This is a genomic window from Novosphingobium sp. HNCC26BN242 (assembly GCF_057180525.1).
In genome coordinates this window covers 222,615-239,064 of the sequence record NZ_JBXUGM010000003.1, presented here as the reverse complement: position 1 = coordinate 239,064, position 16,450 = coordinate 222,615, and the positions used below count along the sequence as shown (strand labels likewise).

Sequence of the window (16,450 nt, the reverse complement as noted above, 5' to 3'; positions counted from 1 at the left end):
TCTTTTTCGTCAAAGTGGGATACAATACCGGCTTCACGCGTTTGTTGACCTGTTATCTGTGGATTGCAAAAAATTCCCATTGGTAATTATCACGTTGGATTACCATAGGGGCACGATCATGAAATTTTCCAGTATTTTTGCAGCGACAACTGTCATGATTTCAGCCCTCGCCCTGTCCGCGTGTGCGTCTGGCGGAATGGACAATGGCGATCTTATCTCACAACGGGGCGGTGACATTTCCGCCCGCGGCAAATCTTGGGCCGATGGTCAGCGCGATCAGCGCGAAGGTCAGAAACTTGTTTCGCGCAGCGAAAAGCAAGTGTCCGACGGCGAAAAAGCCTTGAAAAAAGCGCAAGACGATATGGCCAAAGCCCAACGCCGCATCGAGGACGCCCGCAATGACCGCGTGAATGGTGAACGGCTCGTCACCAGCGGCAACCTGAAAATGCAGCAGGCCGAATCGGACTACTCAACCATCAGGCAAGGTCCGTCTGCCGTTCAGCAGTAGTAGGCCAGTCAGCAGGTTGGACACGGCGCACTTCTGAATTTGGGTGCGCAATCGCTTGATGCGGACTAGGGCTCAATGATCAATCCGCTCCGAAAGCCGCAACCACACTCTTATGCCTGCTCATTGCCCCCAATTGGACGAACTTGGCTGGACCAGTTTCTTCAGCGCCCAAATATCGCACGATGAAGCCGCCGGGTCCCTGCCGGTTCGGGTGACGGCGGTGCATCGCGGCAAGATTGCAGTGGCAGGCGCCGACATCCAGATGCTGATCGAGCCGCGCATCCCCGGCGCTGATGCCGAGGCAGACCGTCCGGCTGTCGGCGATTGGCTGCTGCTAGACCGTCAAACCCTCGAACCCATCCGGCTTTTGCAGCGCGCCAACTTGTTCAAACGGCTTGCCGCCGGAGAACGCCAGAAGTTGCAGGTTATCGCCGCAAACGTTGATACGCTGTTCGTCGTCGCATCGTGCAATCAGGATTTCAACATTGCGCGAATCGAGCGTTACCTGGTGCTGGCGCGCGAAGTGGATGTGACGCCGGTTATCGTGCTGACCAAAGCGGATCTGACAGACGATACCGAGACTTATATCGCCAAGGCCCGCGCTCTGCAGCCGGATATTGTGGTGGAAGCTGTCAACGCCCGAGATGCGCAAAGCGTTACGCGGCTTACGCCATGGTGCGGACCGGGCCAGACCGTTGCCCTGCTGGGCTCATCGGGCGTCGGCAAATCAACTTTGGTCAACACGCTGACCGGCAGGGACGATATCGCGACTCAGCCAGTTCGCGAAGAAGACGGCAAGGGTCGCCACACCACCACCGTGCGTGAAATGCACCGTCTGGCAGGCGGTGGGTGGCTGATGGACACACCGGGCATGCGCGAGTTGCAATTGTCCGAGGTCGCATCGGGCATTGCCGAAGTTTTTGACGATATCGTGCAGCTGGCTTTGGAGTGCCGCTTTTCCAACTGCTCGCACGAGGGAGAGGCTGGGTGCGGCATCAAGGACGCCGTTGCGCAGGGCACGCTTGATCCAGCACGCTTTGATCGTTGGCGCAAATTGGCCGCCGAAGAATCAACCAATTCCGCCAGCCGCTCAACCCGCCGAGAGCGCGCCGACCTTGCCCAGAATGCTGCACAGGCCATGGCAAAAAATCAGGGCTACCGATCACGCCGGTAGCGCCGGCAAAGCCGGTCAGATACCCATCCAAATTCCCGAAATTACCAAAGTTTACGAGGCAAAGATTTCATGGCCGATCTGTATCTCAAGGCGCTCGAATCCGAACGCAAAAGCCTGTGGGCAAGCTGTCGCCTCAAAGGCTTGGCCAAGGACACGAAGGAACGCATGCGGGTTGCAGAATTGGACGAGCTGATCGAAGCGCACAAACTGAAAAAGACCAAGCCAGCGAAGAGTTAGGACGCTATCACTTGAATTCAAACAAACACCCGTTCATGTCGAGCGAAGTCGAGGCACGCCGGAAATTGTCTCGACTTCGCTCGACGCGAACGGGCTCTGGTTTTGGTTCTGGTTCTTCGCCTAACTATTCCACCCGCGGCATCCGGTAGGGCAGCATCAGTTGCACAATGGGTGAGGCAAAGCGGTCAAGGTCCAGACTTTCCTGCACCGCCACCACTGGCTCACCAAACAACCGCGTAGCCAGCGTTGATCGGGCATAGAACGGCGCGTCTTCCCAAGTGCGAATCACGCTGGCGAGGCCTTTGTCGGCGCGGGTTTTGCGCTCCATCTGCCACAGCGTGTTGGGCAGCGGAGCCACTGGGGGCAGCACGTCTTCTTCATGCGGGACGCCATCGGGGCCAAAGCGCAGCGCGCTGGCAAAGGCCTGCCCATCGCGCCGGATGCCTTCATAACAGACCACCGAATCGCGTTTTGCATGGGCACGGGACCAGTGCCAGACGCGGAATCCTTCTTCGAGCGACTCCGATCCAAAGTTCGAATCGAGATAGGCACTGCCCTTCCAGTTAAGGCCGGGCTTTTCCATCACCACTTCGATCCGCGCGCGCGGGGCAACACAGTGCCAGCGGTGTTTGCCTTCGGGATCGAGCGAAAAGGCGCGATCATTCAAAGCTTCGGGATAGACCCGCACTTTGCCCGCCACACGGCGCTGCCATGGCACGCCCACGCGCTTGTCCTTTTCCTCGATATCGATTTCCAGCGCATCGCCGGTCCAGCGCACCGTGCTTGGCCCGATCTGCAGCGTATCAGCATCGCGCGCCACATGGCCACGCCCGCGCTCAGTCATAGTCCAGCGAGCGCCGGGGCCATAGAGCGCCACATTGAGCGCGCAGTGGTTTTGCGGATCAGGGCGGCCACTCTTCTTGTAAAACGGCGAAAAGACACTGCCGATGAACGCGATGATTGTCAGGCCGTGGCGTCCGCAGTCGCTGATCGCATCGACGTACCACCAGCCGTAGCCACCGGGTGGGATCTGCGCATCGAAACGAGGTCTTGCAGCACTGCCTGCGTCGCCAGCCGCCCGGACAAGGCGGCCATCGGTACCCCGGCCCCCGGATGGGTACTTCCACCCGCGCAATAAAGCCCAGGGATCCGTGTCCGGGTGCCCTGCCGGAGGAAGGACGCCGCCCAGCCGTGCGAGGCCCGACCATAGATCGCCCCGCCCGTCGCTGGCAAAAAGCTCTCGAAGGCGTTCGGCGTCAACAGTGTGTGCGGGAAGTCCTGTTCCAGTTCCAGTCCACAGCGTTGCAGGCTGCGCCTCATGGCCAGAGTGCATTGCGCCTTCTCCTCATCAGAATAAGTGTGGGTGTCGCCGTTCGCGGGTGCATTCACGATGATCTGCAGCCGTTCGCGCTGCCCATCCGGCACATCTGCCCCGCCCTCGCGATCCTGCGCACAGACGTAAACGCTCGGGTCTGATGGCGTAGCCCCCCCGGCAATATTCGCAAACTCTCGCGGATAATCGCCAGAGAACAGGACATTATGGCGCTGCAATGGAAAGCCATTCGTGCGCGTGTAGGCCAACCAGACCATCGCCGAAAGCGACCGTTTGCGCGGCCCATGGCTGCTAACCGCCATCGCCGCCAGCGGGCCGAAACGGCCTGCCGCCAAAGCCTCGGGATCGGCATTGGCAATGACGGCATCGGCGGCAATCCGCTCCCCCGTACTCAGGATCACGCCCGAAGCGCGGCCTTGCGCGGCCTCGATCAGGGCCGCCCCCGTACCGAACCGGAACTTGGCCCCGTGGATCTGCGCCAGCCGCATCAATGCGCCTGCCAGCGCGCTCATGCCGCCGTCGATCAGCCACACGCCTTGTGCTTCGACATGGGCGACCAGCATCAGCGTGGCCGGCGTTTCGAACGGCGATGATCCGCAATAAGTGGAGTAACGCGCAAACAGCTGGCGCAGGCGCTGGTCGGCAAAATGTTCGCCCAGAACCTTCCACATCGATTCATACGGACGGATCGCCAGCAGATCTCCCATGCGCCACAGGCCGATGCGCCACATCAGCGGCAGTGGCCACGATACTTTGGACCCGCGCATCATGGATTGATCAAGAATACCGTGGATGCGTGCTGCCTCTGCGCGGAACTTGCGAAAACCCGCTGCTGCCTCAGCCCCGGCAAAATCGCCAATAGCCTCTTCGCTGCGCGCAGGATCGGCGTGAAGGTCAAGCTGGCGATCGGCATCCCAGGCGTGCCGGGCAATCACTCCGGCGCGGCGGACGGTCACGTATTTGGACAGATCCGCACCGCATTCGGCAAAGATCGATTCGAACACATCGCGCAGGGTAAACACGGTCGGCCCGGCATCCACCGAAGCGCCATCGACAATGAGTTGCCGTGCTTTACCACCGGGTTGCGGGGCTTTTTCAATAACGGTCACATCGCACCCGCGCGCTGCCAACAGCGCCGCTGATGCCAATCCGCCAATTCCTGCGCCGATGATCGCCACGCGCGATGCCAAGGCTCTTCTCCCGGAGGGAATGCCTCCAAGGGAATACAATTGACGTTTACAGTTCAAATGTCCAATCTTTTGGACATATGCTGAATATTTCCCCCCACAGCGAAGCGCGACCCGCGCCGTCTCCTCCTGAATGGCGGAGGCGCTGGGTCATGCTGCGCAACCGGATTTTGGGCAGCCTGAAGTTTCAGTACTGGGCCGCGCGACTGCCTGTTTTTGCAAGCGTTTCACGCAGCCGTGCGGGCCGTGCATTCGATCTTGTGGCCGGGTTCTGTTACTCGCAGGTGCTGCTAGGTGCTGTTCAGAGCGGGTTGCTCGAGCGGCTCGAAAAAGGGCCGATGCGAGCCGACGAACTGGCGCGGATCGCCGATTTGAGCCTCGATGCAGCCACGCGACTCGTGCGTGCAGCGGCCGCGCTGGATCTTGCCGAAGAGGTGGCGCCGGGCTGCTGGATGCTGGGCCAGCAAGGCGCAGCGCTGCTGTCTAACCCCGGCGCACTGGCCATGGTCCGCCACCACCCGCTGCTCTACGCAGATCTGGCAGACCCTCTGGTCCTGCTGCGCAAGGATCGCAAGCAGCCCACGTCACTGTCGCAGTTTTGGCATTACAGCACTGATTCCAGTGATAAAACGGCCTCGGAATACTCCCAACTCATGGCCACTTCGCAAGCGATGGTCGCGCGCGAGGCTTTGGCCACCTACCCCTTTGCCCGCCACCGCCGCTTGCTCGATCTGGGCGGTGGACACGGCGCTTTTGTCAGCGCTGTGGCAGAGGCATGCCCAAATCTGGAACTTGGCGTGTTCGACCTCCCACCAGTTCTGGCGGGCGCCACAAACCTTGCGCCGGGAATCGCGCGCCATCCCGGCGACTTCTTCGCGACTCGGCTGCCCGAGGGCTACGACTGCATCACACTGGTCCGCATTCTGCATGACCACGATGATGATCGCGCGCTCGCCATCCTCAAAGCCGCAAGGATCGCGCTGCCGCCGGGAGGCAGGCTGGTTATCGCTGAGCCGATGGCTGGAGTTCGCGGCGCAGAGGCCATGGGGGATGCCTATTTCGGCTTTTATCTCTGGGCGATGAACGCAGGACGACCGCGCACGCCAAAAGAGTATCACGCAATGGCGGCAAAGGCAGGATTCACGTCATTTTCACGCAGGCCCACATCCATGCCAGTTATCACAAGTCTGACTGTCTGCTCATTTTGACGGTATAAAGCGTCCAATCTGTTTGACACTTCCCCTGACAAGCGTATGGTGAACATCGTCGAACAGGTCCCATCCGGATCCTGCGGCAGGCCGGGACGGCCGATAAGAGGGGAAGACCGGCATGGAGTCGCTGGCGGTCATACTGGAAGCACCGAGGCGGATTGCACTGCGCAGGCTTGTCTTGACTGGCAGCGCCGCGCCGGAAGCTGAGGCAGGCCTGCTCGGTCCCTCCGACGTGCTCGTCGATATCCAATGGAGCGGCGTGAGCGCCGGTACCGAAAAGCTGCTGTGGAGTGGCGAGATGCCCAACTTCCCGGGCATGGGTTACCCGCTCGTACCTGGCTACGAATCGGTTGGCCGCGTGGTTGATGCCGGGACCGATGCCGAAGATCGCATCGGGGACTGGGTCTTTGTTCCCGGCGCCACATGCTATCGGGATGCCCGCGGCCTGTTTGGCGGAACCGCCCAGCGCGTGATCGTCCCTTCGGCGCGCGCTCATACAGTTAACGAATCGCTTGGCCGTGACAGCGTTCTCTTTGCGCTGGCCGCCACGGCTCTTCACGCCATGAACGGCGGCGATCCGCCCGACCTGATCGTGGGCCACGGCACACTTGGTCGCTTGCTGGCCCGCATGACAATTGCGGCCGGAGCGCCCCCGCCAGTCGTCTGGGAAATGAAGCCCGCCCGCCGTACTGGCGCGCAAGGGTACGATGTCATCGCCCCGAAGGATGATGACCGCCGCGATTACGGCAACATTTACGACGCCAGCGGCGATGCCGATTGCCTTGATATGCTGGTGCCGCGCCTACGGCATCGCGGCGAAATCGTGCTGGCTGGATTTTACGCCAACCGGCCCAGTTTTGCCTTTGCCCCCGCGTTCCGCGCCGAAGCACGCTTTCGCGTGGCAGCGGAATGGGGGCCTGACGATCTGGCCACCACCCGTGCGCTGACCGAAAGCGGCGCGCTCGATCTCTCGGGCCTCGTGACTCATCAGCGCGATGCCGCCGATGCACCCGAAGCCTACCCTGAAGCCTTTCTCGATGCTGACTGTCTGAAGATGGTCCTCGACTGGAGCGAATGCGCATGACCATGCTGGAACACGAACTTGCGCAATTGGATCAGGCTCTTCGTGATGAAGCCTCGATCGAACCCGATGCGCCGCACACCGGTGAAGTGCGCAAGGAAACACAGATCATCGCGATCTACGGCAAGGGCGGTTCGGGCAAGAGCTTTGCGCTTGCCAATCTCAGCTACATGATGGCCCAGCAAGGCAAGCGGGTGCTGCTGATCGGCTGCGATCCCAAGTCTGACACCACCAGCCTGCTGTTTTCCGGCAAGGCCACCCCGACGATCATCGAAACCTCATCGGCCAAGAAGTTGGCAGGCGAGGAAGTGCGGATCGAAGACGTTTGCTTCCAGCGCGACGGCGTGTTCGCAATGGAACTGGGCGGCCCTGAAGTCGGTCGCGGTTGCGGCGGACGCGGGATCATCCACGGTTTCGAACTGCTCGAAAAACTCGGCTTCCACGATTGGGGCTTCGATTACGTCCTGCTCGATTTCCTCGGCGATGTGGTGTGCGGCGGCTTCGGCCTGCCGATTGCCCGTGACATGTGCCAGAAGGTCATCGTCGTCGGATCGAACGATCTGCAATCACTCTATGTGGCGAACAACGTCTGCAAGGCGGTGGAATACTTCCGCAAGATGGGCGGCAATGTCGGCGTGGCCGGCATGATTATCAACAAGGATGATGGCTCTGGTGAGGCGCAAGCCTTTGCCAACGCAGTCGACATCCCAGTGCTTTGCGCGATCCCGGCGGATGACGACATTCGCCGCAAGTCGGCCAATTACCAGATTATCGGAAAGCCCGGTGGACAGTGGAGCAGCCTATTCGAAGAGCTGGCCTCCAATGTCGCCTCGGCCCCGCCGCGGCAGCCCAAGCCCCTCGACCAGGATGGACTGCTTGGCCTCTTCTCCCCCGAAGACACCGGTGGTGACGTCAAACTCATCCCGGCGACACAGGCTGACATGCGCGGCGGAACTTTTGAAACGCGGCCTTCGCTGGAGGTGGTTTATGACGAAGTCTGACATGAAAGGGCGCGCCGCATGAGCGATCTTGCCCCCGACATTGCGGAATTTGCCCGCCAGCCCGACAGGATCGCGCTTGATCCTCCTGTAGAAGGTGGCGGTTGCCATGCTGGCGCTGACGTTCTGCGCGAAGCAACCAACAAGGCCCAAGGCTCTGAACTACTTGATCGCTATGCTGCCGATTATCCGGTTGGCCCGCACGATCAGCCGCAAAGCATGTGCCCTGCCTTCGGATCGCTGCGCGTTGGTTTGCGGATGCGGCGCACGGCCACAGTGCTCTCGGGCTCGGCCTGCTGCGTTTATGGTTTGACCTTCACCTCGCACTTCTATGGCGCGCGCCGCACGGTGGGCTACGTTCCGTTCAGTTCGGAAACATTGGTTACCGGCAAGCTGTTCGAAGATATCAAGGAAGCGGTCGAAGGCCTTGCCGATCCGGCAAACTATGACGCCATCGTGGTTACCAACCTGTGCGTGCCCACCGCCAGCGGCGTACCGCTGCGGTTGCTGAAAAAGCAGATCAACGGCGTGCGCATCATCGGTATCGATGTGCCCGGCTTTGGCATACCGACCCATGCCGAAGCCAAGGACGTTCTGGCTGGTGCCATGCTGGCTTATGCCCGCGAGGAAGTGGCCCAAGGCCCTGTTGCCGCGCCTTCCATCAGGCCTGACAAACCGACCGTGACGCTGCTGGGTGAAATGTTCCCGGCAGACCCCGTCGGCATCGGCATGATGCTTGAGCCGCTGGGCCTTGCTGCAGGGCCGGTTGTGCCAACGCGCGAATGGCGCGAGCTTTATGCCGCGCTTGATTGTGCTGTCGTTGCCGCAATCCATCCCTTCTACACCGCAAGCGTGCGTGAATTCGAACATGCGGGCCGCACGGTGGTTGGCTCCGCACCTGTCGGAGTTGATGGTACAGCAGCCTGGCTCGACGCGATTGGCGCGGCCTGCAATATCGATCAGGCAAAGATTGCTGCGGCCAAGGACAAGTTCCTTCCGGCAATCAAGGCGGCTCTGGCTGCTAATCCGATCAAGGGCCGGATTACTGTATCGGGCTATGAAGGCTCTGAACTGCTGGTCGCCCGGCTGCTGATCGAAAGCGGCGCGGATGTGCCGTATGTTGGCTCTGCCTGCCCGCGCACCAAGTGGTCCGACCCGGATCGTGAATGGCTGGAAGCACGCGGCGTCCGCGTCAATTTCCGCGCCAGTCTTGAGCAAGACATTGCTGCGGTTGAGGAATTCCAGCCTGATCTGGCCATCGGCACAACCCCGGTTGTGCAGCATGCTAAGCAAAAGGCAATTCCGGCGCTTTACTTTACCAACCTGATCTCTGCCCGCCCGCTGATGGGCGTGGCAGGGGCTGGCAGTCTGGCCCAAGTCGTCAACGCGGCGATGGCCAACAAGGCTCGGTTCGACAAGATGACAACGTTCTTTGAAGGTGTAGGCGCAGGACCGAATGCCGGCATCTGGACCGACACCCCGCAGGATCGCCCGCAGTTCAAGAAGAAGTACGCAGCGCTTAACGAGGCAGCCCGCAAGGCCGCCGAGGCGGTGGGATCATGACGCTCGTTCTCGACCATGATCGGGCTGGTGGCTACTGGGGCGCGGTTTACGTGTTCACCGCCATCAAAGGCCTGCAAGTCATCATCGATGGCCCGGTCGGTTGCGAAAACCTGCCGGTCACCTCGGTCCTTCATTACACCGATGGCCTCCCGCCGCACGAATTGCCGATTGTCGTCACCGGGCTAGGTGAAGAAGAACTGGGCAAGATCGGCACCGAAGCGGCGATGAAGCGGGCGTGGAAGACGCTCGATCCAGAACTTCCCGCCGTGGTCGTTACCGGTTCGATTTCCGAGATGATCGGCGGCGGCGTGACGCCGATGGGCACCAACATCAAGCGCTTCCTGCCACGCACAATCGATGAAGATCAGTGGCAATCGGCCGATCGCGCGATGAGCTGGCTTTGGTCGGAATTCGGCCCGAAAGCCGTTCCTCCGGTCAAGCCGGTGAAAGAAGGCGAAAAGCCCAAGGTCAATATCCTTGGCCCCGCCTACGGCATGTTCAACATGGCGAGCGACGTTCACGAGATCCGCCGCCTGATCGAAGGCATTGGCGCAGAAGTGAACATGGCTTTCCCGCTTGGCAGCCACCTGGCTGACGTGCGCAAGCTGGCTGATGCACAAGCAAACGTGTGCATGTACCGCGAATTCGGCCGCAATCTGTGCGAGCTGATGGAGCGGCCATTCTTCCAAGCCCCCATCGGGCTGGACAGCACAACCCGGTTCCTGCGCGCGCTGGGTGCGGAACTGGGGCTTGATCCCGAACCGTTCATCGCGCGCGAAAAGCACACCACGATCAAACCGTTGTGGGATCTGTGGCGTTCGGTGACGCAGGATTTCTTTGCCACGGCAAGCTTCGGCATCGTGGCGAACGAGACTTATGCGCGCGGCATCCGCCACTTCCTTGAAGACGATATGGGCCTGCCCTGCGCCTTTGCGTTTTCGCGCAGTGCCGGCATCAAGCCGAAGAACGAAGATGTGCGCGCGGCCATTCATGCCAACCCGCCGCTGGTGCTTTTCGGCAGCTACAACGAACGCATGTATAGCGCCGAACGTGGCGGGCGGTCGATCTATATCCCCGCGAGCTTCCCCGGTGCTGCGATCCGGCGGCATATCGGCACGCCCTTTATGGGTTACTCCGGTGCCACTTATCTGGTGCAGGAAGTGTGCAACGCGCTGTTCGATGCGCTGTTCAACATCATCCCGCTATCGACGCAGCTTGATGCAGTAGAGGCGACGCCGACCCGCGATCATCGTGAACTGGCGTGGGACACTGATGCCAAGGCCAAGCTAGACGCAGTGGTCGAAGCCCAGCCCGTGCTGGTTCGGATATCCGCTGCCAAGCGGCTGCGCGATGCGGCCGAGCGTGCAGCGCGCCGCGTTGGTGAAACCCGTGTTTCGGCCGACCGGTTGGCCGATGCCCTTCTGGAGGCTCAAGTCGGATGACCCGCCTCCTTACCCTTTTCAGCGCAGACAACTCCTGCGCTTCAACAAATCGCCCGGCAACCGCATTCGCGGAGCCGCGCCACACCCATCCTAGCAGGGCAACCTGCGTGGATACCGAAAGAGGTATATCCGCCTCTCGCACACCAACTACGATTGGAGAATGGCTATGAGTGATCAAGATGGTCGCTTCGGGCTGAGTACTTACCTCACCCCAGAGGAAGCTAAGGAATTCCACAAACTGTTCGTGAGCAGCTTCGTCGGCTTCACCGCCGTTGCAGTTGTCGCTCACGTTCTCGTTTGGATGTGGAAGCCCTGGCTTTAACAATCCACCCCGTCAGCAATGTTGCTTCAGGCGGGTTTACTTCCAATTAGACAAGGAGCTGTCCCATGTGGAGAGTTTGGCTTATATTCGATCCGCGCCGCGCGCTGGTCGCACTTTTCGGTTTCCTGTTCGTGCTCGCACTGGTGATTCACTTCATCCTGCTCAGCACCGACACCTTCAACTGGCTCGACGGTCCGAATTCGGCCCAGGGCATGGCACAGGCAGCAGCAGCGGCGCCAGCGGCACCCTGAACCTTGCTTGTGCGAGAGGCGGCGGCATTCCCGTCGCCGCCTCCGGTTTCTTGAATTACTAAACTTTTTTATCCCGTCGCGCCGCGATGGGGAGGGGTAGAATTATGGCACTCCTTAGTTTCGAACGAAAATACCGCGTTCGCGGTGGCACGTTGATCGGCGGCGACCTGTTCGATTTCTGGGTGGGTCCGTTCTACGTCGGTTTCTTTGGTGTTGTGACTGCGATTTTCGCAGCTCTGGGCACCGCACTCATCTTCTACGCTGCCTCTCAAGGGCCAACGTGGAATCCCTGGTTGATCTCGATCGAACCACCAGATCTCAAGTACGGTCTTGGCTTTGCGCCATTGGCCGAAGGTGGGTTCTGGCAGGTAATTACGGTTTGCGCACTTGTCTCGTTCACGAGCTGGGCCTTACGTGAAGTAGAGATCTGCCGCAAATTGGGCATGGGTTTCCATGTCCCTGCAGCTTTCGGCATGGCGATCTTCGCCTACGCAACACTGGTGGTGGTTCGCCCCGTCCTTCTGGGCGGATGGCATTTCGGCTTTCCTTATGGGATTTTCAGCCATCTCGATTGGGTTTCCAATACGGGATACCAGTATCTGCACTTCCACTACAACCCGGCGCATATGCTTGCAGTATCGTTCTTCTTTACGACAGCCCTGGCGCTGGCACTGCACGGCGCACTGGTCCTTTCTGCGGTCAATCCGCCAAAAGGTGGTGAAGTGAAGTCACCGGAGTACGAAGACACCTTCTTCCGCGATTTCATCGGCTATTCGGTCGGCACTCTCGGCATTCACCGGGTTGGCTTGCTTTTGGCGTTGAATGCTGGGTTCTGGAGCGCGGTTTGCATCGTGATCAGCGGGCCTTTGTGGACCAAGGGCTGGCCCGAATGGTGGACCTGGTGGCTTAACCTGCCGATCTGGTCGTGAAGGAGCATTGAGCGATGGCGACCTATCAAAACATTTTCACACAGGTCCAGCTTCGGGGTGAGCCCGAAGCCGGGATCGCCCTTCCCCCCGGCAGCGAGCCGCGGATAGGCAAGGGCACTTTCAACCACCTCATGGGCATTATCGGCCATGCGCAGATTGGCCCGGTATACCTCGGCTGGACCGGCGTAATCGCGCTGATCTGCGGGTTCCTGGCGTTCGAGATCATCGGGCTGAACATGCTCGCCTCGGTCAACTGGGATCCAATCCAGTTCGTACGCATGCTGCCCTGGCTCTCGCTTGAGCCGCCTGCGCCGAAGTATGGCTTCAGTCCGTTCGTGCCGCTGGCCGAAGGTGGCTGGTGGATCCTGGCCGGGATGTTGCTCACCGCATCGATCTTGCTGTGGTGGGTGCGCAGCTACTCACGCGCTCGTGCTCTTGGCATGGGAACGCACGTGCCATGGGCCTTCGCCGCTGCAATCTGGCTCTACCTCGTGCTCGGCTTCATCCGTCCGATGTTCATGGGTTCGTGGTCGGAAGCAGTGCCTTTCGGCATCTTCCCGCACCTTGATTGGACAGCTGCATTCTCGATCCGGTACGGCAACCTGTTTTACAATCCGTTCCACGCTTTCTCGATCGCCTTCCTCTATGGCTCCACGCTGCTCTTTGCGATGCACGGCGCGACCATTCTGGCGGTGGGCCGTTATGGCGGTGAGCGTGAAATCGAGCAGATCACCGATCGCGGCACAGCTTCTGAACGCGCAGCGCTGTTTTGGCGCTGGACGATGGGCTTCAATGCCACGATGGAATCGATCCATCGTTGGGCTTGGTGGTTCGCAGTGCTTACCACGATTACCGGTGGTATCGGCATCTTGCTAACGGGGACCGTAGTCGATAACTGGTACCTGTGGGCTCAAGAGCACGGCTATGCCTCGCTCTATCCCGATACCGGAGTGATCGATCCCGCAACGTTGGACAACACGGGGATGGGGAGTACGGGCCAATGAAAAGGACCATAGCAATCGCCGCTTTGGCGACCGCCGCTCTCGCCCTGACCGGGTGCGATCTGGGGCCCAAGCAATCGACCCAGAACGGGTATCGCGGCACGGGCATGGATCAGATCGTCCTGAAAAAAGTCGCCCTGGCCAAGGACGACGTGCCCGCCCCGCCCTACGATCCGCCTTCAACCGAAGGTCCGCGCGCAGGCGCAGCCTACAAAAATGTTCAGGTGCTGGGTGATGTCTCGGAAGAGCAGTTCACCTACACCATGGCCGCGATTACCGCTTGGATCGCGCCTGAACAAGGCTGCAACTACTGCCACAACCCTGAAAACATGGCTTCTGACGAGGTCTACACCAAGGTTGTTGCACGCAAGATGTTGCAGATGACGCGCAACATCAACCAGAACTGGAACAAGCATGTTGGCGCCACCGGCGTCACCTGCTGGACCTGCCACCGTGGCAATGCCGTTCCTGTAAACTACTGGGCTTTGCCTGAGCCGGGCAAAAAGGGTATCACCGGCAACCTGCACGGCCAGAACGACCCCGTCTCCGCCACCGCCTATGCATCGCTGCCAAATGCTTCGCTGGCGATGTATCTGACCGGCGATCCCAAGACCGACAAGAGCATTCGCGTCGTGTCTGAAGGCATGCATCCGACGCCTGCCAACAAGCTGACGACGATGGAAACAGAATCGCAGTATGCGCTGATGATGCACTTGTCGCAGTCGCTTGGTGTGAATTGCACCTACTGCCACAACGCCCAAGCCTTCAAGCCATGGAACATCAGCACGCCCCAACGCGCCACCGCGTGGTATGGTTTGCGCATGGTCCGCAACATCAATGGTGAATACATCAGCCCCCTCAAGGATGCCTTCCCGGCACACCGCAAGGGTCCGATGGGCGATCCATTCAAGGTCAGCTGCGCCACCTGTCACCAAGGCAAGAACAAGCCGATGGGCGGATACAAGATGGCCAAGGATTACCCCGCATTGTGGGGCCCGCCGACCTCCATCCCAGCGGCAGTGCCTGCAATTGCTCCGGCTGAGCCAGCTGCTCCGGTTGCTGCAGCAGTGAGCACCGCAACGCACTGATCCCCCGCAGACATGTGGGTCCTTCAAGGGTTCGCCAGGGCTTGTCCCCGGCGGACCCTTTTTTTGACTGCCCTGCGCCGATTCGTGATCAACACGACGCTGCCCTGCCTGCGCTCCAGCAGAACATGGTCGGCCTCTCCATGTGGCAAGCCAACATCGATAGTGCAGAAGTAAAGTGTTGGGGCGTCAGCGCTTGCGTGAGCGAGCTACGACATCAGCCAGATGCACGGGGAATGACATGGCGATCGGCAGTGATATCCAAGGCCATGCTGCGCCGACAAGTGCCGCCCGCAGGCCCAGCACGATCAATGCTGCCGGCAGCAGCATCAGCAGGAGGGTTCTCAACGGCCAGCCTCGCCAGAACAGCCACAGGCCTTCGGCAATCAGAGCGGCGAGCACGACATCGGCCGCATGGCCGCTGGAGAATAGAGTTTCCATGCGCGGCTGCCTTCAGCCGAAGGGCGCGTTGAGCTTGACGATTTCCCAGTTAAGCACGCCTGCCGCAGTCACCCAGATGATATAAGGCACGAGCAGCGCTGCGGCGAGCCGGGAAAGCCGCGCGCAATAAACGATCAACAACGCGATCGAAAGCCACAGGACAACCAATTCCGCCATAGCCCAATCGGGACGCTGCACGCGGAAAAACAGCAGGCTCCACAAAAGGTTCAAAAACCCGTTGAAGGCGAAAAGGCCAATGATCGTGTCTGAAGTTCGGGCGTCTCTCGATGCGCGCCATGCTGTTACACCAGCCACGGCGGTAAGCCCGAATATGGTGGTCCAGGCAATCGGAAATACCGGGCGCGGCGGATTGAACGATGGTTTGGCGAGCGAATCATACCACGGACCAAGATCAGTGATCGTTCCGCCCACCAGCGCCACGCCAATGGCGGCCAAGGAGGCAACGCCGATCGGTACGAAGGCTGCCCGGCTCATCGCACCGCCGGCTTGAGGCCAAGCAGATGCGCGCAGTCCTTCAAGAAGATGCGCACGTGCGCCATCGGATCAGCCCGAACCAGCTTCTTGTTCATGTACGCCTGCCAAGTCAGCCGCTGCACATCGGTATCTGCACACATATCAACAAAGCGTTCGCGCCGCTTATCGCTGGAATACCAGAAGTATTGCATGATCCCGAGAATCCAGAACACGCGGCCGTGCTCTTTCAGAAAAGCTTTGCGCGCACGCTTTAGCACTGCTGGATTGCCTGTTTTGAGGAATGCCTCTGCCGTTTGCGCAGCAATTCGGCCGCATGCCATGGCATAATAGATGCCTTCGCCCGATGCTGGAGCAACCACGCCCGCAGCATCACCGGCGACGATGACATCGCGCCCATTGTCCCAGCGCTTCAGAGGTTTTAGCGGAATTGGCGCGCCTTCGCGGCGCAGCGTTTCGCACCCATCAAGGCCCAGATCATCGCGCAGGTTCTTTACCGAACCGCGCAGCGAAAAGCCCTTGTTTGCGCTGCCAACGCCGATGCTGGCGGTATCGCCATGCGGGAAGACCCAAGCGTAAAAATCAGGCGACAGACGCCCCTGATACATCACGTCACAGCGCGATCCGTCAAATCCCTCGGGCGTCGATGCGGGCGAACGCACAATTTCGTGATAAGCAAAGACGCAAGGGTTTCGCTCTGCGCCCTTGATATTTTCGCGCGCAACGCCCGAGCGTGCACCGTCGGCACCAATCACCAGCTTGGCACGAACCTTCGTGACATCGCCACCACGACTTTCAGTATAACAAACAATCGCGCCGTCTTCGCCATCACGTTCGATATGTTCGTACGTTCCGGTGCGACGTTCTGCACCCGCAGTGCCAGCCCGTGCCCGCAACCATTCATCAAAGACATCACGGTCCACCATGCCGACATAGCCGATTTCGCCCACGGGCATGTCAACTGCGCGGTTCGACGGTGCGACCATGCGAGCCGAGCGCGCCTTGGCCACCAGCAACGACTGTGGAATGTCGAATTCTTCGAGCATACGTGGTGGAACGGCTCCGCCGCAAGGTTTGATCCGCCCTGCCCGATCAAGCAGGAGCACGCTACGCCCCGCGCGCGCCAGATCCCATGCCGCGATGGCTCCCGATGGACCGCCGCCAATGACAACGACATCGTATTTGCTGATCATGC

At 60.2% G+C, this 16,450-nt stretch carries 18 protein-coding genes; 13 read left to right on the top strand and 5 right to left on the bottom strand.

The features are described 5' to 3' along the window. Window positions 1–79: 79 nt before the first annotated feature. The 3 genes from AC2A1F_RS13220 to AC2A1F_RS13210 all read left to right on the top strand — a co-directional run bounded on the left by AC2A1F_RS13220 (window position 80) and on the right by AC2A1F_RS13210 (window position 1,919). Window positions 80–508: a hypothetical protein gene (locus AC2A1F_RS13220; RefSeq protein ID WP_484209238.1), complete on the top strand. Its 429-nt coding sequence runs from the start codon at window positions 80–82 to the stop codon at window positions 506–508. 133 nt (window positions 509–641) lie between these two features. Further along, window positions 642–1,682, top strand: a complete 1,041-nt coding sequence (gene rsgA / locus AC2A1F_RS13215; protein ID WP_484209237.1) for a ribosome small subunit-dependent GTPase A — start codon at window positions 642–644, stop codon at window positions 1,680–1,682. A gap of 69 nt (window positions 1,683–1,751) precedes the next feature. Beyond that, on the top strand, window positions 1,752–1,919 hold the full coding sequence (locus tag AC2A1F_RS13210; RefSeq protein ID WP_484209236.1) for a hypothetical protein: 168 nt from the start codon (window positions 1,752–1,754) through the stop codon (window positions 1,917–1,919). Window positions 1,920–2,043: 124 nt separating this feature from the next. Here AC2A1F_RS13210 and AC2A1F_RS13205 read toward each other — a convergent pair whose 3' ends face one another. Further along, window positions 2,044–2,763: a hydroxyneurosporene dehydrogenase gene (locus tag AC2A1F_RS13205; RefSeq protein WP_484209235.1), complete on the bottom strand. Its 720-nt coding sequence runs from the start codon at window positions 2,761–2,763 to the stop codon at window positions 2,044–2,046. Window positions 2,764–2,882: 119 nt separating this feature from the next. After that, entirely contained in the window at window positions 2,883–4,442 is a 1,560-nt protein-coding gene (gene crtD, locus AC2A1F_RS13200) for a 1-hydroxycarotenoid 3,4-desaturase CrtD (RefSeq protein ID WP_484209234.1), read from the bottom strand. A 149-nt stretch (window positions 4,443–4,591) separates the two neighbouring features. Here crtD and AC2A1F_RS13195 point away from each other — a divergent pair, with 149 nt between their 5' ends. From AC2A1F_RS13195 to pufC, 10 genes are all read left to right on the top strand, one after another. Then, window positions 4,592–5,647, top strand: a complete 1,056-nt coding sequence (locus AC2A1F_RS13195) for a methyltransferase (protein WP_484209233.1) — start codon at window positions 4,592–4,594, stop codon at window positions 5,645–5,647. A gap of 121 nt (window positions 5,648–5,768) precedes the next feature. Next, window positions 5,769–6,734 (top strand): chlorophyll synthesis pathway protein BchC, encoded by a 966-nt coding sequence (gene bchC / locus AC2A1F_RS13190; protein WP_484209232.1) that lies wholly within the window; start codon window positions 5,769–5,771, stop codon window positions 6,732–6,734. Next, a complete protein-coding gene (locus AC2A1F_RS13185; protein WP_484209231.1) occupies window positions 6,731–7,732 on the top strand; it encodes a chlorophyllide a reductase iron protein subunit X in 1,002 nt (333 codons plus the stop codon). The genes bchC and AC2A1F_RS13185 overlap by 4 nt, the downstream gene beginning before the upstream one ends. 18 nt (window positions 7,733–7,750) lie before the next feature. Then, window positions 7,751–9,292 carry a chlorophyllide a reductase subunit Y gene (bchY, locus tag AC2A1F_RS13180; RefSeq protein WP_484209230.1) on the top strand — a complete coding sequence of 514 codons (1,542 nt, stop codon included), beginning with the start codon at window positions 7,751–7,753 and terminating at the stop codon, window positions 9,290–9,292. After that, window positions 9,289–10,734: a chlorophyllide a reductase subunit Z gene (gene bchZ / locus AC2A1F_RS13175; protein WP_484209229.1), complete on the top strand. Its 1,446-nt coding sequence runs from the start codon at window positions 9,289–9,291 to the stop codon at window positions 10,732–10,734. Before bchY ends, bchZ begins: the two co-directional genes overlap by 4 nt. A gap of 166 nt (window positions 10,735–10,900) precedes the next feature. Further along, a complete protein-coding gene (gene pufB / locus AC2A1F_RS13170) occupies window positions 10,901–11,056 on the top strand; it encodes a light-harvesting antenna LH1, beta subunit (RefSeq protein ID WP_292632277.1) in 156 nt (51 codons plus the stop codon). A gap of 65 nt (window positions 11,057–11,121) precedes the next feature. After that, entirely contained in the window at window positions 11,122–11,307 is a 186-nt protein-coding gene (gene pufA / locus AC2A1F_RS13165; protein ID WP_292632274.1) for a light-harvesting antenna LH1, alpha subunit, read from the top strand. A 104-nt stretch (window positions 11,308–11,411) separates the two neighbouring features. After that, window positions 11,412–12,236, top strand: a complete 825-nt coding sequence (pufL, locus tag AC2A1F_RS13160) for a photosynthetic reaction center subunit L (RefSeq protein ID WP_484209228.1) — start codon at window positions 11,412–11,414, stop codon at window positions 12,234–12,236. Between the two features lie 14 nt (window positions 12,237–12,250). Beyond that, window positions 12,251–13,240 (top strand): photosynthetic reaction center subunit M, encoded by a 990-nt coding sequence (gene pufM / locus AC2A1F_RS13155; RefSeq protein ID WP_484209227.1) that lies wholly within the window; start codon window positions 12,251–12,253, stop codon window positions 13,238–13,240. Then, window positions 13,237–14,325, top strand: a complete 1,089-nt coding sequence (gene pufC, locus AC2A1F_RS13150) for a photosynthetic reaction center cytochrome PufC (protein WP_484209226.1) — start codon at window positions 13,237–13,239, stop codon at window positions 14,323–14,325. Before pufM ends, pufC begins: the two co-directional genes overlap by 4 nt. A 186-nt stretch (window positions 14,326–14,511) precedes the next feature. On the opposite strand, the gene AC2A1F_RS13145 is transcribed toward pufC, so the two are convergent. Genes AC2A1F_RS13145 through AC2A1F_RS13135 form a run of 3 tightly spaced genes read right to left on the bottom strand, consistent with a single transcriptional unit; the run spans window position 14,512 to window position 16,448 of the window. Continuing rightward, window positions 14,512–14,763, bottom strand: coding sequence for a hypothetical protein (locus AC2A1F_RS13145; protein ID WP_484209225.1), 252 nt, complete (start codon window positions 14,761–14,763; stop codon window positions 14,512–14,514). Between the two features lie 12 nt (window positions 14,764–14,775). Then, window positions 14,776–15,258, bottom strand: a complete 483-nt coding sequence (locus AC2A1F_RS13140) for a TspO/MBR family protein (RefSeq protein WP_484209224.1) — start codon at window positions 15,256–15,258, stop codon at window positions 14,776–14,778. Further along, window positions 15,255–16,448 carry a geranylgeranyl diphosphate reductase gene (locus AC2A1F_RS13135; protein ID WP_484209223.1) on the bottom strand — a complete coding sequence of 398 codons (1,194 nt, stop codon included), beginning with the start codon at window positions 16,446–16,448 and terminating at the stop codon, window positions 15,255–15,257. Before AC2A1F_RS13135 ends, AC2A1F_RS13140 begins: the two co-directional genes overlap by 4 nt. Between the last annotated feature and the right edge of the window lie 2 nt (window positions 16,449–16,450).